We start from the raw sequence: 14,201 nt of genomic DNA, 5'->3' as shown, positions 1-14,201 counted from the left end.
CAATTTACCCCTTGCATTGTCGATGTAACGCATTCTACAGGGGGATGGGATCTTCTTATTGCCAATTGTAGAGTACTTCCAGATCCAGCGCATCAAATGCCTATCATTGTCGATTTTTGTTGGTAAGTCGATATATTCAAAAAATCGCTGATATAAATTTCAATTACTAGCTAGTGTACTGCTTAAAATAAGATTTCTACTTATGAAACATCTATATTTTTACAAAAAATACCCTTTTTTTCATGAAAAATACGAAAATACGAGAAAAGAAGCGAATTTTTTCGAAACTTTTGCGGGAAAATATTGTATGACCCTGCGTTTTTATCGTATCATTAGTAAAAGGAAGAACTCGGGACGATTGGTGGCATCTGCAAATAGAGTTGATGTCTTTTTTTCATTCAAGTAACCGATACATAAAAATAGATAGCAAAAATAGAAGGAGTGTGCGATGAGATGAACGTAACAATATATGATGTAGCGCGCGAAGCGAACGTTTCAATGGCTACCGTGTCACGCGTTGTGAACGGTAACCCAAATGTAAAGCCTACAACAAGAAAGAAAGTATTAGAAGCAATTGATCGTTTAGGATACCGCCCAAATGCGGTAGCACGTGGACTAGCAAGTAAGAAGACAACTACAGTAGGTGTTATTATTCCTGATATCTCAAATACGTTTTATGCAGAACTTGCTCGTGGAATTGAAGATATCGCAACAATGTACAAATATAACATCATTTTAAGTAACTCTGACCAAAACAAAGAGAAAGAGTTCCATTTATTAAATACGATGCTTGGAAAACAAGTGGACGGCATTGTTTTCATGGGTGAAGATATTACAGACATTCACATTGAAGAATTTAAAAAGTCTCCAGTACCAATCGTATTAGCAGCGTCATTTGATGAGCAAAATGAAACGCCATCAGTAAACATTGATTATACACAAGCAGCTTACGACGCAATGAAGCACTTTATTGAACAAGGACATAAGCGTATCGGTTTCGTCTCTGGTCCTTTCATTGATAAAGCGGGAAGCGCGAAGAAATTACAAGGTTATAAAAAAGCTCTAGAAGAAGCAGGTATTTCATATGATGAAAATCTTGTAATCGATGGAGATTACACATATGACTCAGGTATCGAAGCATTCGAAAAGCTCTGGGGCCTTGATGAAAAGCCAACAGCGATCTTCGTATCTTCTGACGAAATGGCACTAGGTGTAATCCACGCAGCACAAGACACTGGATTAAATGTACCAACTGATGTAGAAGTACTTGGTTTCGATAATACACGCCTTGCATTAATGGTTCGTCCGCAACTTTCAACAGTTGTACAACCGATGTATGATATCGGTGCAGTAGCAATGCGTCTATTAACAAAGTATATGAACAAAGAAAAAGTGGAAGATCACACTGTTATCTTACCTCACCGTATCCAATTTAGAGATTCAACGAAGTAAGTATAAAAAAGCTCACAGCGATTGCTGTGAGCTTTTATTTATATTCAGGATAGTATGTTTGAACTATAGTATCCACCGTTTCATTTTTCTTAACGTGTAAAAATCTTGCGTATAATTCTTTTCCAGTTTCAAATGGGGCAATGTCTAATTCAAACACATGTAATAGTTTTCGAAACGTCCACGTTACTTGCTCACCGTACATATTATCGTACGTATGCTCAGACTGTATAGCGATTTGTTCACCTAGTGCATGGGCCTCTTCCAAACTGTGTGCCTTAACAAGAATAATACTCTCTTCAAAAAGTGTATCGTGATTCTTTTCATAATGCTCATCCATTTTCGTAGGATCAGGCTCACCAGAATGAACAGATTCAAACAATAATTTTACAGCATATATATCATGCTGCATGTTTCACCTTATAAATAATACTTGCGACAAGCGAAGCAGGTATTGTAAATACGTTACTTTGGTAATGGTAATGTACTTGAGATTCTTCATAAGACATGTTGTCATATAATTCGTTTTGTGACACATTCATTTTCTTCTGTTTTTCTTTGAGTATTTTAATGTAGTTATACTGTATTGGGACGAGAATGATGAAATAGGCTAATACGATTAGTGAAATCCAAATCATTATGAACACTCCCTTATAAAGAATATTTATATATGGTAATTATATCAAATTATACGAATAATATCCATTTGTTTCTAGTGGTCAATTTCCTTTCCAAAATGCAAAAAGTTCTTCAGGACTTCGTAAATTATGTGCAAGACATGTTTGTGCAGTGTGTTTAAAGCTTTGTATGAATTGTTCTAACCTAGAAGGATCATATTGTTTCACATTGCCAGCAATAATAGTTTCATCTTTATCTAAGTTAAGTGATATTTTTAGCGAAGTTATATTTGTTTTTAGTTGTACAACTTCCATGTAAAAAAACTTTTTGTCTAAGTCAATTATAATATAATCATATCGCTCTACTTGTTTAAAGTATCCTACAATATCATCTTCCAATTGAAACCTTCCCAAGTACTATAGCTTATCTGGAAGACTTCTATATAGATTGTATGATTCCTTGTTATATGTCACATAAGTGTAAAAATAACTATTATAGGGCAATGTCATGTATAATAGAAAGAAAAGGCTTGTGAGGGGGGAGAAGAGATGATCGTTCTTTGGATAATTACGCTTTGTATGACTGCTATTTTTGCATATATGACGTTAAAACAAAATGGTTTAAAGCGATTTGTTCCAGGAAGTATTCTTGCAGGAATTGCCCTTATCACGTATGTAATTTCTATTTTTATTGAAAGTGTATCGGTGGATATGAGCACAAGTTTAATGTTTATGGGGATTACACTATTTGCAAGTAGTATTATGGTACTTATGGTTGCTGGTATTATTTTATTTATTCATATGAATTCGGAAACGTTATAGCATATAGAAAAGGCATGTCCCTCTCGGGACATGCCTTTTTATCCGTTCAATTATGCTCTATCTTTAGAAGAGTTTTGCTGTTTTAGCAAGTCGCGAATTTCGCCAAGAAGAACTTCTTCTTTTGTTGGTTCTGGAATTTCTTCCTCTTTTTCTTCTTCTTCTTTTCTAGATGTTAGTTTGTTGAACACTTTAACGAACATAAAGATAGCCGCTGCAATAATTAAGAAATCAAAAATTGTTTGGATGAAGTTACCGTACATAATAGATGACTTACCGAATGTAAGTTTTAAATCTGTAAAGTCAACGCCACCTAATACCATACCAAGTAATGGTGTAATAACATCTTTTACTAAAGAACTAACGATTTTACCGAATGCAGCACCGATTACAACCCCGACAGCTAAATCAACGACATTCCCTTTGAACGCGAATTTCTTAAACTCGTTCCACATGTGTTAATCCCATCCTTTCCACGATTCATTATGAAATTTATAATTCCTATCAACATATTCTATAGAAATTTTCGAGAGAAATAAAGAGGGAATGGGAATGAAAGTAAATTCTGAAAAATGTATCCGTTTTAATTTTTGTTTACATTATTCAGCAGAGATTGCAAAAGCTGCTGCGTTTTTAATCCTTCTAATCCATCTACAACAGGCTTTGTATCTCCTTGCACACATTCAATGAAATGATGAACAGCATCTTCAAAACCACGTTGTTTTAACGTCGTATCCCATGATGGGGAACCAATTTGAGAAACTGCATTTTCTTGCTCAACTTCAAATGTGTTCATGTTTTTTACGCGAATGATTTTTCCTGTTGTGACAAGTTCAATTTGTTCTAAATTTGTACCGGCATGGCGATGCATTGCGGTAGAAAGTAACAGTCCACTTGGCGTTGTATATGTATGATGTCCGTAAAGAAGTTCATTCTTTTCATTGATTTGCATCATATTATGAACGACGTTAAGCTCATCGTTAGCTAACCAGCGAGCAGTATCTACAATATGTAAGTAATCATCTAACATCGTAAAGTCGTACGTATAGGGCCCGACTTTATTTGTACGATGCTTTTCAATTCGAATCCATGAAATATGATGAGCTTGCTCTTTTGCCGCAACATACATAGGAACGAAGCGGCGATTAAATCCGACCATTAACTTTCGGTTATATTTTTCGCTCAACTCGACTAGTTTTTCAGCCTGTTCCACTGTAGCAGCTAGCGGCTTATCTACGTAAACATCGATTCCTTTTTTCAGAAGTTCAGAAACGATTTCATAATGAGTAGCAGTTGAACTATGAACGAAGATTGCATCACATTCTGAAGCTAACGTTTCAATAGAATGGAATTCTTGAATGCGGTATTGCTGACAAATTTGATTCCTTTTCTCTGCGTTAGGTGTAAACGCCCCTACAAAATTCCAATCTGTTTCTTTTGTAAGTGTTGGAAGATAAGCTTTTTGTGCAATACTTCCAAGTCCAATCATTCCAATTTTAGGTTTTTTCATGTGTATTCCCACCTATTCATATTGATATAACGGCTTAAATGTAGCATAGGGCGGGGAAGGAAAGCAAAAATTAGCGTTTTACTTATGTTCTTCTAACAAAATCTTCTCTATCTCTTCAAAGTGATGAGCACGAGCATGCTCTAGCGGAGTAACACCATCATTATCTGGAATGTTTACATCTGCACCGTGTTCAACTGTAAAAGAAGAACATTAAATTTTTATAAACTGACGCTAAAATTACTATAAAATCGCTTGAGTATTTGAACATATATTTTTATGCTTATGAGTAATAAGGTTTGATAAAGTGAGGATGTAACATATGTCTATTAAAACAAGGTTTTTATTTTCTTATATCGCTGTCATTCTCGTTTCCATTACGCTTATATTAATCGCGGGATTTTTAATCGTTTTTTCGATAACAGGTGATTTGGAAGCAGTGAAAAATTTCTATAAAAGCTCCTATATTCAAAAGCCGCTTACGTCAGAAGAAGAGAATGCGTATATTGAGTTAAAGATGGCAGCAAAGAAACATCAATCGCAACTATTAGATGAATCGTTCGTTTCATCACTTGAAAAAGAAGGGGTGAAAATCGTTGTAAGAAAGGGAGAAAACATTTCTTATGCTACAAAAGTATTTGAAAGTGGGGCTTTAAAGGAAGCCCTTCCGAAATTTGAATCTGCAAATATTAATAGTCGTGGTACAACGGAACTCGGCGATACATTTTATCGATATGTAAAGTTTGATTTTTATTTTCCTCAGGAAGAAGAGGGGAGTATATTTGTATTAAAGAAGCAAAGTTCATTTGTAGATCTTACACAAAAGTTATTTCCGATTTTGTTCGTATCACTTTTACTGTTAGCTATTTTACTTATTGGATTATTAAGTTACCTCGTCTCAAGAAGTGTTATAAAACCAATCTTTGTATTGAAAGATGCGACTGAAAAAATTAAAGAAGGAAATTTAGATTTTCAAATACCAGTTACATCGCACGATGAAATTGGGCAATTGAATCAAGGATTTGAGGAAATGAGGAAGAAATTAAAAGAATCGATAGAGATGCAAACGCAGTATGAAGAAAATCGAAAAGAGCTCATTTCAAACATCTCTCACGATTTAAAAACACCGATTACATCTATTATTGGATATGTAGAAGGAATAAAAGACGGAGTAGCAAATACGCCAGAAAAAATGGATAAGTATTTGACAACTATCCATACGAAAGCAAGACATATGGATACACTCATTGATGAATTATTTTTATTCTCAAAGCTCGATTTGAATCGAGTTCCCTTTCAGTTTGAAACGGTTGAATTAAATATGTTTATGCAAGAATTAATAGAAGAGATGCAGATGGATTTAAGTAAAGAAGGTATAGAAGTTAACTTACAATTACATGCATCACCACTTTATGTAAAGGCTGATTGCGAAAAGATAAATAGAGTGATATCAAATTTAATTCATAATAGTGTGAAATACATGGATAAAGAAGAAAAGAAAATTACTGTAACAGTATCGAGTGATAACAATAAAGTGATTGTGAAAGTAATGGACAACGGATCAGGTATAGAATCTGATACACTTCCTTATATTTTTGAACGTTTCTATCGTGCAGAGCAATCGAGAAATTCTAGTACAGGTGGAAGTGGACTTGGCTTAGCGATAGCGAAGCAAATTATTGAAGAACATGGCGGGGAAATTTGGGCGGAAAGCGAGCTTGGGGAAGGCACAAGCATTTTCTTCTCATTGGAAAAAGTAGAGAAATGTGGTGAGTAAATTGAAAAGAATTTTACTAATAGAAGATGAAGTAAGCATTGCAGAATTACAGCGAGATTATTTAGAAATTAATGATTTTCAAGTTGATGTCGAACATTCAGGAGAAACAGGTTTACAAATGGCCCTGCAAGAAGACTACGATTTAATTATTTTAGATATTATGCTTCCGAAAATGAATGGATTTGAAATTTGTAAGCAAATTCGAGCTATAAAAGATATTCCGATTTTACTTGTTTCAGCAAAAAAAGAAGATATAGATAAAATTCGCGGGCTCGGTTTAGGAGCGGATGATTATATAACGAAACCGTTTAGCCCGAGTGAATTAGTCGCAAGGGTAAAAGCGCATATTTCTCGTTATGAAAGATTATTAGGAAATGTAAGTAAGCAACGCGATACGCTATATATTCACGGAATCTCTATTGATCAAAGGGCGAGGAAAGTTTTTATAAACAATGAAGAAGTTGCGTTTACAACGAAGGAATTTGATTTATTAACATTCTTTGTCACAAACCCAAATCAAGTATTAAATAAAGAACAGCTATTTGAACGTATTTGGGGATTAGACTCCGCTGGTGACTTAGCAACTGTTGTCGTTCATATTAGAAAGCTACGTGAAAAAATTGAAAGAGATCCAGCTCACCCGCAATATATTGAAACGGTATGGGGAGCTGGTTATCGTTTTAACGTGTAGGGAACCTGTCAAAGCTTTGGCAGGTTTTTTTATGTGATCAAAAGGGAATAATAGGTAATTCATGTTAAAATATAAAGAGAGATAAAACATAGGAGAGTGTGAGAGGGCGTGCTACATTTTGGGGGATATATTAAAAGATAATAAATCAAACAAGGCTTTAAAAATCGGGACTAATATTATACTTATCTTATTAATTATTGGTGCAATACAAATGTTTTATGATGAAGATTATACAAATGATCATTTCGGTTGGTTATTTATGATGGTCTTTTTTGCAATTAAAATAGTTTCTAGTTTTCTAATAAGTTTAAAAGAAGGAGATAAAAAGGCAGTATTTATTGATTTAGGTTTAGTGGTTTTGTGTGTTCTTCTTTTAATTGTTACTAGTTGAAATACTTCTTTTAAAAAAAGCTCATAGTCTTATGGAGACTGTGAGCTTTTTTTAATAATAACGGTACTGGCGTAACGATTTATAAAATGTTTGAGTAGTAGAAGTAAACTGAGCAGCTTCTTCTAAAAAAGGATAATGGTTGCTCTCCTCAAATGTCACAAAAGTAGAATCGCATATATCCTCATGCATATCGATAGAATACTGAATCGGGCATTGCACATCGTGTCTTCCGCATATAATAAGTGTCTTTGTTTTCATAGAAGGTAAATGTTCTCGTAAATTAAATGCTGGATATTCGTGAGAAAAAGCATTCATCCGGCTAGCAGACATTGTTTTTACAATTGGTTTACAAAAATAAGAATTATAGTTTTCTGGTTTATACAATGATAATTTTGTTCTCTCAGTAGATAGTTCTTTCCGTCCTTCATTTGTAAGGTGAGGGCTTTTTAAATTTTCGATGAGCTGTTGCATATAATGAAACTTTGGGTGTGCGGGATGATAAATACAAAATGGTGTTTCAGTATAATTACTTGCTGCGGCTCCAACGACGACTAGTGATTGTAAGGATTTGGGATATGTGATTGCGTATAGAAGTCCAAGCATACCACCTGTTGAATGACCAGCGAAATGCCATGTTGGAAGTTGTAAAGCTTCTCGTATAGCTTCTAAATCGTGAATCGTTTCAATCATACTTAATTCTTTTTCTGAATTGGCTTTTACCGAGTTACCAGCGTCTCGTAAATTAATGAGGAATACACGATGCGTAGAAGTGAAAACATCCGCAAAGTAATCACCGGTTTCATTAAATTGGGAATAGTGATGTGTAATGCAAAGTGGTTCGCCACTGCCTTTAGTAAAAAGCTCGAATGTGCCGCGTTTCGTGTTGACCATTTGTTGTTTCCACATAATATCACGACCTTTTCCCATAAAGTCCGTTAGTACATAAAAATATATCAGCGATTATCAAAATATATCGGCGCAACTCGAAATATATCAGCGATTATTAAAATATATCGACTTACCGATAGAAATCGACAATAAATAAAAGGAGGCTATTCAAAAACGAGCCTCCTTTTCGTTTAGTACAAAGATTTTTTCATATTATTCCGAATAATTTCAAGGGATTTCGCTACAGTTAATGCGTTCTTTTCTTCAATTTCTGGTTTTCGGGGGATAGGTTTATACATGTTGTCTGGATCTTCCCATGTGAGAGGAAGTTCTGTTTCTGCTTGTCCTTTCCAAGCTTCAATCCATTCTGGAGGGAGATAACCTGAGATGTTTTGGATGTTGTTCATTTCGAGCCAAATGAGTGCCCAAGCCCTTGGGACGACGCGCCAGTGGTCATAGCCACCGCCGCCGACAGCAATCCAGCGACCTTCGCAATATTCGTTAGCGATTTCGCGAGCGAGCTTCGGTATCTCGCGGTAAATATTCATCGTTGCGCAAAGGTGTGTAAGTGGGTCGTAATAATGCGCGTCAGCACCATTTTGCGTTAAAATAATATCCGGTTTAAAGTATGCGGCCACTTCTCTTACGACAGTTCGATAGGAATCTAAAAACGATTCGTCTTCTGTAAAAGCATCGAGTGGAACGTTAAAAGAATAACTATAGCCATTACCTTGTCCGCGTTCGTTTACAGCGCCAGTTCCAGGGAATAAATATCGACCAGTTTCATGTAGTGAAATGGTGCATACGTTAGGATCGTCATAAAAGGACCACTGTACACCATCACCGTGATGAGCATCTGTATCAATATATAAAACGCGTAAACCGTATTTCTTCTGAATATATTTCATTGCGATGGAACTGTCGTTATAAATACAAAAGCCAGATGCTTTGCCGCGAAAGCCGTGATGTAAGCCGCCGCCCAAATTAAGTGCGTGTTTTACTTTTCCGGAAAGAACAGCATCGACAGCTGTTAACGTACCACCAACGAGTAATGCGCTTGCTTCGTGCATATTTGGAAACATCGGTGTATCTTCTGTTCCGAGTCCATATGTCATCGCAATTGATTTTTCTAACTTTCCTTCTCCAGCACGTTTTACCGCATTTATGTACTCCTCTGTATGAATGTAGGCAATCTCTTCATCTGTAGCCATCCGTGGTGAGATGATTTGAGAAGGAGAGATGAAACCGCCCTTTTGTAATAAATCGTACGTAAGTGTGACGCGCAGTTGGTTAAAAGGATGATCAGGGCTAAATGAATAGCCCCGAAAGTCATCCGAATAAATAAACGCGCTACTCATGCTTGCATCCCCATGATGTTTGGCCATAATACGCGGTAGCCTTCTGTTTCAAGTGCATCAATCACTTTTAGCGGATTCATCGTTTGAATGCGGAAAACGAGTACTTTATCATTCTCATCTTTTGCTGGGTAGACGAGAACGCTCACGATATTTATTTGTAACTCACTAAAAATAGCAACGACTTTTCCGAGAATGCCAGGTTCATTTTTTACTTGAATTTCAATTTGTGAACTCGGTTGATGTGCTCCTGTTAATTTCACTAACGTGTGCAGTACAGTAGATTCAGAAATAATTCCAACTAACTTTCCTGCCTTTGTAACAGGAAGACAGCCAATTTTATTTTCAAAAAATAAAGTAGCAATTTCCTCAACAAAGTCGAGAGGATGGCAAGTCATAACAGGATGTTTCATAATCAGTTCGAGCGGTTGCTTCAGCATATCGAGTGAAACTTGTTCATCTAAAATAGACGGACTTGCATCTCTTACATCCCGATCAGAAATAATGCCTACAACATGATTATTTTGATCGACAATTGGAATGTGCCGAATGCCTTTCGTGCGTATCGTTCGGATTGCTGTTTCGATTGTATCGTTTGGATGTAGTGTCACCACATCTTGATTCATAATTTCTTCTACAATCATTCCAGTTGCCCCCTTTATTAATACATAAAACGATTGTGAAAACGTAGACGATCAAATGCTTGAATAGAATCCGTATCAACGCGTTTACCGATGCGGACCATTAAACAGTTAGCAGGATGTGAACAAATTTCAGGATCATCTGTAGCCATCCATTGTAACCCGCCAGCATTCATCATCTTTTCCATTACTTTTCGGTACTCCCAAACATTTAAGCCTGTTTGTTTCAAATCCCAGTGCCAATAATATTCAGTCGTCAATATAATGTAATCTTCCATATAATCGTCCATCATAGAAACCTCTAGTAAATTCTTTCCGACAGAACTCCCGCGGAAGGCTGGGACCACTTCAATTGCCCCAAGCTCAATTAAGTTTTCCATTTTTCCTTCTGACCATCGTTCAAGTGGATCAGGATACAAGTATGTAACATATCCAACAATCGTTTGTTCATGTCTAGCAATAATGAGACGAGCTTCTGGCAATTTAGAAATTTCGACAATTGCTTTATATTGCTGCTCGGCAGGACGAAACGCAACTAAATCTGGATGAAATTCATACATTTCTAAGTTATGTGTAGAGACAGGCCCTTCAATAATTAAAGTGCCTTTCGCTGTTTTTAAGTTTCTAGCATTATATATTTTTTTATGGATCAATGTATTGCTCACCACCTTGAGGGTTTGTGAATCTATTCATATCGTACTTTATAATATATGCGATGTGAATCGAAATTTGTCATTAAAAATTTGTCTAAAAATCAACAAATATACTGAAAATTTTAAATAATGTTATTATAATAGATAATAGAATACATAGGAGGGGGATGTAAAGTATGAAAGTAGAAACGCTTCCTGTCATTAAAGGAGAAAATAATTTGCCGAATTATGATGAGGCATACGCGAATTTTAACTGGGAAGAGGTTAATAAAAACTTTACTTGGAATGAAACAGGCCGAGTGAATATGGCGTATGAGGCAATTGATAAGCATGCGAAATCCGATCGGAAGAATAAAGTAGCCCTTTATTATCAAGATGGATCTCGAAAAGAGAAGTATACATTTAAGGAAATGAAGGATTTTTCTAATAAAGCAGGAAATGTCCTAAAAAATTATGGCGATGTAGAAAAAGGCGATCGCGTTTTTATTTTTATGCCGCGTTCCCCAGAGTTATATTTCGCACTTCTTGGTGCAGTGAAGTTGGGAGCAATTGTTGGTCCGCTATTTGAAGCATTTATGGAAGGCGCAGTTCGCGATCGTTTAGAAGATAGCGAAGCAAAAGTGTTAATTACAACACCTGAATTGTTAGAGCGTGTACCATTAAATGATTTACCTGCTTTAAAAACAGTCTTTCTTGTTGGAGATAATGTAGAAGAAGGCGGTAAAACGGTAGCATTCAATCCTTTATTCGAACAAGCTTCAAAAGAATTACATATTGAATGGTTAGGCCGTGAAGACGGTTTGATTCTACATTACACGTCTGGTTCTACTGGTAAGCCAAAAGGTGTGCTTCATGCGCAAAACGCAATGGTTCAGCACTATCAAACGGCGAAGTGGGTATTAGATTTAAAAGAAGACGATGTATATTGGTGCACAGCTGACCCAGGCTGGGTAACGGGAACTGCTTACGGTATTTTCGCGCCGTGGTTAGTCGGAGCATCAAATGTTATTTTAGGCGGACGCTTTAGTCCAGAAGCGTGGTATGAAGCGCTGCAAGATTACGGTGTAACAGTTTGGTATAGCGCACCAACAGCATTTCGCATGTTAATGGGTGCTGGACAAGATGCAATTAAAAAATACGATTTATCACAAGTGCGCCACGTATTAAGCGTTGGTGAACCGTTAAATCCAGAAGTAATTCGCTGGGGTATGAACGCATTTGGACTTCGTATTCATGATACGTGGTGGATGACAGAAACAGGTGGACAAGTTATTTGTAATTACCCTTGCATGGAAATCCGTCCAGGTTCAATGGGTAAACCAATTCCAGGTGTGAAAGCAGCGATTGTTGATAATGAAGGAAATGAAGTGCCTCCATACACAATGGGTAACTTAGCAATTGGTAAAGGTTGGCCAGCTATGATGCGTGGAATTTGGAATAACAAGCAAAAATATGAGTCTTATTTTATGCCGGGCGATTGGTACGTATCAGGTGATTCTGCCTATATGGACGAGGATGGATACTTCTGGTTCCAAGGACGTATTGACGATGTAATTATGACGTCAGGTGAGCGCGTTGGTCCGTTTGAAGTAGAAAGCAAATTAATCGAGCATGCTGCTGTTGCAGAAGCTGGTGTAATTGGTATTCCTGATCCGGTGCGCGGCGAAATTATTAAAGCATTTATCGCGCTTCGTGCAGGGTACGAACCATCTGAAGAATTAAAAGAAGAAATTCGTCAATTTGTAAAGAAAGGTCTAGCAGCTCATGCAGCGCCAAGACAAATTGAATTTAGAGATAAATTACCGAAAACGAGAAGCGGTAAAATTATGCGCCGCGTATTAAAAGCGTGGGAGTTAAACTTACCAACAGGTGACTTATCAACGATGGAAGATTAAGAGAGAAAGGTCTGAACGAAATAGTGTTCAGGCCTTTCTTTTTTCTTCCCTCTTTAACCTACATATAAAGAGGGAAGAAAATGAAAACAGAAAAAGAAAAAATGATACTAGGAGAAATATATATACCGACTGATCCAGTTGTATGAAAAGATGTGCCAGATCATGTAGTAGTTGGCGGAAATCCTGCAAAGATTATAAAAAAATAAAATAATATTTGAACGAAGTGCCTTCCTCGTCTGTATACATTTATGAAAGAATAGATGAGGGAGGCTTTTTTATGTCTAATAAATTACTTCTTACTTTTGCTTTAATTGGAGTTATAGTCGTATTTTCTTGTGGTTTGCTATTACCGATGCCAATCGGATTTAAAGTATCAATGATTACAGCTGGCGTTATGATGATTGTTATGTTTTCAATTATTATTCCATTTGATAGAAAACATATAGTAAGAAAAAATGGATATAAAATTGATTTTATGAAAACAAAAGTATATTTTCGCTGGAATGTATTTGATACGATTTCGGCTTGTCTTGCAGTGTATGCATGCATATGTGTGCAAGCATTAAATATTTTAGTTTCAACTGGCCATACAATTCAAAACCCGTACGTTCAATTTTTTACGAATCAATCACAAGTATGGATTATTGTCGCAAGCTGCTATTTAATTTCCCGTATTTCATTAACGTTAAAAGGAATAAAGGAGATCAAAAATCATGGCGCAGATTGGGATTGAGGAGGAACTTATGCTTGCATATCAAAGTGGAGATAAGCAGGCTGGGGAAATACTATACGTTTTAATCAAACCAGCGCTATACACATTTTTATATCGATTTAACCGAGATGAACAATTGAGTATCGACCTTGTCCAAGATACGTTTTTGACGCTAGAGCGTAAGAAACATATGTATGAACTTGAAAAAGGAAAAATAAAAACGTATTTATTTCAAATTGGTTATCGTCTTATGATTAATAAATTAAATAGGAGAAAAAAGTGGCGTACGCTTTTTCCATTTTTAGTGCCGATTCAGGAAAAAGAATTTTCTCACGAAGATCGGCTCACAGTAAGAGAAGCAATTTTGAAAGTTCCAGAAGAGCAAAGAGCGGTCCTAATCCTTTCTTATTATCATGATATGCAGCAAAAAGAAATTGCAGAGGTATTAGATATTCCAGTCGGAACGGTGAAGTCGAGACTTCATAACGGGATAAAGAAATTGAAACAATTGCTGGAGGTGGACGAAATTGAGCGAAAATCCCTTTAAGAGTGAATATAAATTAAAACAGCATTTAGATAGTGACCATGTAGAAGTACCGGACTTTCCAAAAACGGTAAGTCGATTCGATCGATTAATCGGGTTTCTTGGTTCCCCGGCGAAAGATCCTGTGGAGGCTACGATTGGGAATGATTTATCAGTTGTGTTTCACGTATCGTTATTAGTTGGGGTTCCAATTCTTTCTCTTATTACGATACTCTTTATGACGTTGTAAAGGATTGGCAAGAAGAGAAACCCGACCTTATTT

The 14,201-nt window shown here is 36.3% G+C and carries 18 protein-coding genes; 9 read left to right on the top strand and 9 right to left on the bottom strand.

Annotated features, from left to right (window positions below; translation table 11 throughout):
- Positions 1-453: 453 nt before the first annotated feature.
- A complete protein-coding gene (ccpA, locus tag EGX95_RS22115; protein WP_001103294.1) occupies positions 454-1,452 on the top strand; it encodes a catabolite control protein A in 999 nt (332 codons plus the stop codon).
- 34 nt (positions 1,453-1,486) lie between these two features.
- Here the strand turns inward: ccpA and EGX95_RS22110 are convergent, their stop codons facing one another.
- The 3 genes from EGX95_RS22110 to EGX95_RS22100 all read right to left on the bottom strand — a co-directional run bounded on the left by EGX95_RS22110 (position 1,487) and on the right by EGX95_RS22100 (position 2,465).
- Positions 1,487-1,849 carry a DUF4288 domain-containing protein gene (locus EGX95_RS22110; protein WP_033670313.1) on the bottom strand — a complete coding sequence of 121 codons (363 nt, stop codon included), beginning with the start codon at positions 1,847-1,849 and terminating at the stop codon, positions 1,487-1,489.
- 1 nt (position 1,850) lies between these two features.
- Entirely contained in the window at positions 1,851-2,087 is a 237-nt protein-coding gene (locus EGX95_RS22105) for a DUF3949 domain-containing protein (RefSeq protein WP_000637883.1), read from the bottom strand.
- A gap of 81 nt (positions 2,088-2,168) precedes the next feature.
- On the bottom strand, positions 2,169-2,465 hold the full coding sequence (locus EGX95_RS22100) for a protein Dhp61 (protein ID WP_000389135.1): 297 nt from the start codon (positions 2,463-2,465) through the stop codon (positions 2,169-2,171).
- 150 nt (positions 2,466-2,615) lie between these two features.
- Between EGX95_RS22100 and EGX95_RS22095 the strand changes: the two genes are divergently transcribed.
- Positions 2,616-2,888, top strand: coding sequence for a DUF3917 domain-containing protein (locus EGX95_RS22095; protein ID WP_000636593.1), 273 nt, complete (start codon positions 2,616-2,618; stop codon positions 2,886-2,888).
- A 50-nt stretch (positions 2,889-2,938) separates the two neighbouring features.
- Here the strand turns inward: EGX95_RS22095 and mscL are convergent, their stop codons facing one another.
- Together mscL and EGX95_RS22085 are read right to left on the bottom strand one after the other, a co-directional pair.
- Positions 2,939-3,340 carry a large-conductance mechanosensitive channel protein MscL gene (gene mscL, locus EGX95_RS22090; RefSeq protein WP_000267020.1) on the bottom strand — a complete coding sequence of 134 codons (402 nt, stop codon included), beginning with the start codon at positions 3,338-3,340 and terminating at the stop codon, positions 2,939-2,941.
- 128 nt (positions 3,341-3,468) lie between these two features.
- Positions 3,469-4,395, bottom strand: coding sequence for a Gfo/Idh/MocA family protein (locus EGX95_RS22085; protein WP_063246732.1), 927 nt, complete (start codon positions 4,393-4,395; stop codon positions 3,469-3,471).
- Between the two features lie 319 nt (positions 4,396-4,714).
- Between EGX95_RS22085 and EGX95_RS22080 the strand changes: the two genes are divergently transcribed.
- From EGX95_RS22080 to EGX95_RS22070, 3 genes are all read left to right on the top strand, one after another.
- Positions 4,715-6,169, top strand: a complete 1,455-nt coding sequence (locus tag EGX95_RS22080; protein WP_000023837.1) for a sensor histidine kinase — start codon at positions 4,715-4,717, stop codon at positions 6,167-6,169.
- 1 nt (position 6,170) lies between these two features.
- Positions 6,171-6,860: a response regulator transcription factor gene (locus tag EGX95_RS22075; RefSeq protein ID WP_001993852.1), complete on the top strand. Its 690-nt coding sequence runs from the start codon at positions 6,171-6,173 to the stop codon at positions 6,858-6,860.
- A gap of 118 nt (positions 6,861-6,978) precedes the next feature.
- Positions 6,979-7,251 (top strand): hypothetical protein, encoded by a 273-nt coding sequence (locus tag EGX95_RS22070; protein ID WP_000502324.1) that lies wholly within the window; start codon positions 6,979-6,981, stop codon positions 7,249-7,251.
- Between the two features lie 51 nt (positions 7,252-7,302).
- Here the strand turns inward: EGX95_RS22070 and EGX95_RS22065 are convergent, their stop codons facing one another.
- The 4 genes from EGX95_RS22065 to acuA form a co-directional block, all read right to left on the bottom strand.
- Entirely contained in the window at positions 7,303-8,178 is an 876-nt protein-coding gene (locus EGX95_RS22065) for an alpha/beta fold hydrolase (protein ID WP_000515266.1), read from the bottom strand.
- A 152-nt stretch (positions 8,179-8,330) separates the two neighbouring features.
- Positions 8,331-9,497 carry an acetoin utilization protein AcuC gene (gene acuC / locus EGX95_RS22060; protein WP_000092805.1) on the bottom strand — a complete coding sequence of 389 codons (1,167 nt, stop codon included), beginning with the start codon at positions 9,495-9,497 and terminating at the stop codon, positions 8,331-8,333.
- Positions 9,494-10,138, bottom strand: a complete 645-nt coding sequence (locus tag EGX95_RS22055; RefSeq protein WP_000634569.1) for an acetoin utilization AcuB family protein — start codon at positions 10,136-10,138, stop codon at positions 9,494-9,496. Before EGX95_RS22055 ends, acuC begins: the two co-directional genes overlap by 4 nt.
- 17 nt (positions 10,139-10,155) lie before the next feature.
- Positions 10,156-10,788, bottom strand: a complete 633-nt coding sequence (gene acuA, locus EGX95_RS22050) for an acetoin utilization protein acetyltransferase AcuA (protein ID WP_000581401.1) — start codon at positions 10,786-10,788, stop codon at positions 10,156-10,158.
- A 176-nt stretch (positions 10,789-10,964) separates the two neighbouring features.
- Here acuA and acsA point away from each other — a divergent pair, with 176 nt between their 5' ends.
- The 4 genes from acsA (at position 10,965) to EGX95_RS22025 (ending at position 14,168) form a co-directional block, all read left to right on the top strand.
- Positions 10,965-12,683, top strand: a complete 1,719-nt coding sequence (gene acsA / locus EGX95_RS22045) for an acetate--CoA ligase (protein ID WP_000862052.1) — start codon at positions 10,965-10,967, stop codon at positions 12,681-12,683.
- 277 nt (positions 12,684-12,960) lie between these two features.
- Positions 12,961-13,416 carry a hypothetical protein gene (locus EGX95_RS22035; protein ID WP_000066453.1) on the top strand — a complete coding sequence of 152 codons (456 nt, stop codon included), beginning with the start codon at positions 12,961-12,963 and terminating at the stop codon, positions 13,414-13,416.
- A complete protein-coding gene (locus tag EGX95_RS22030) occupies positions 13,397-13,942 on the top strand; it encodes an RNA polymerase sigma factor (RefSeq protein ID WP_000057178.1) in 546 nt (181 codons plus the stop codon). The genes EGX95_RS22035 and EGX95_RS22030 overlap by 20 nt, the downstream gene beginning before the upstream one ends.
- The gene (locus EGX95_RS22025) at positions 13,923-14,168 is read left to right on the top strand and encodes a hypothetical protein (protein WP_001293796.1); all 246 of its coding nucleotides are present in this window, start codon (positions 13,923-13,925) and stop codon (positions 14,166-14,168) included. The genes EGX95_RS22030 and EGX95_RS22025 overlap by 20 nt, the downstream gene beginning before the upstream one ends.
- The last annotated feature ends 33 nt before the right edge of the window (positions 14,169-14,201 follow it).

Origin of the sequence: Bacillus sp. FDAARGOS_527 (assembly GCF_003812125.1) — a bacterium.
Taxonomy (GTDB): Bacteria; Bacillota; Bacilli; order Bacillales; family Bacillaceae_G; genus Bacillus_A; species Bacillus_A paranthracis.
The sequence above is the reverse complement of the archived record's forward strand: the minus strand, read 5'-3'. Positions and strand labels throughout refer to the sequence as shown.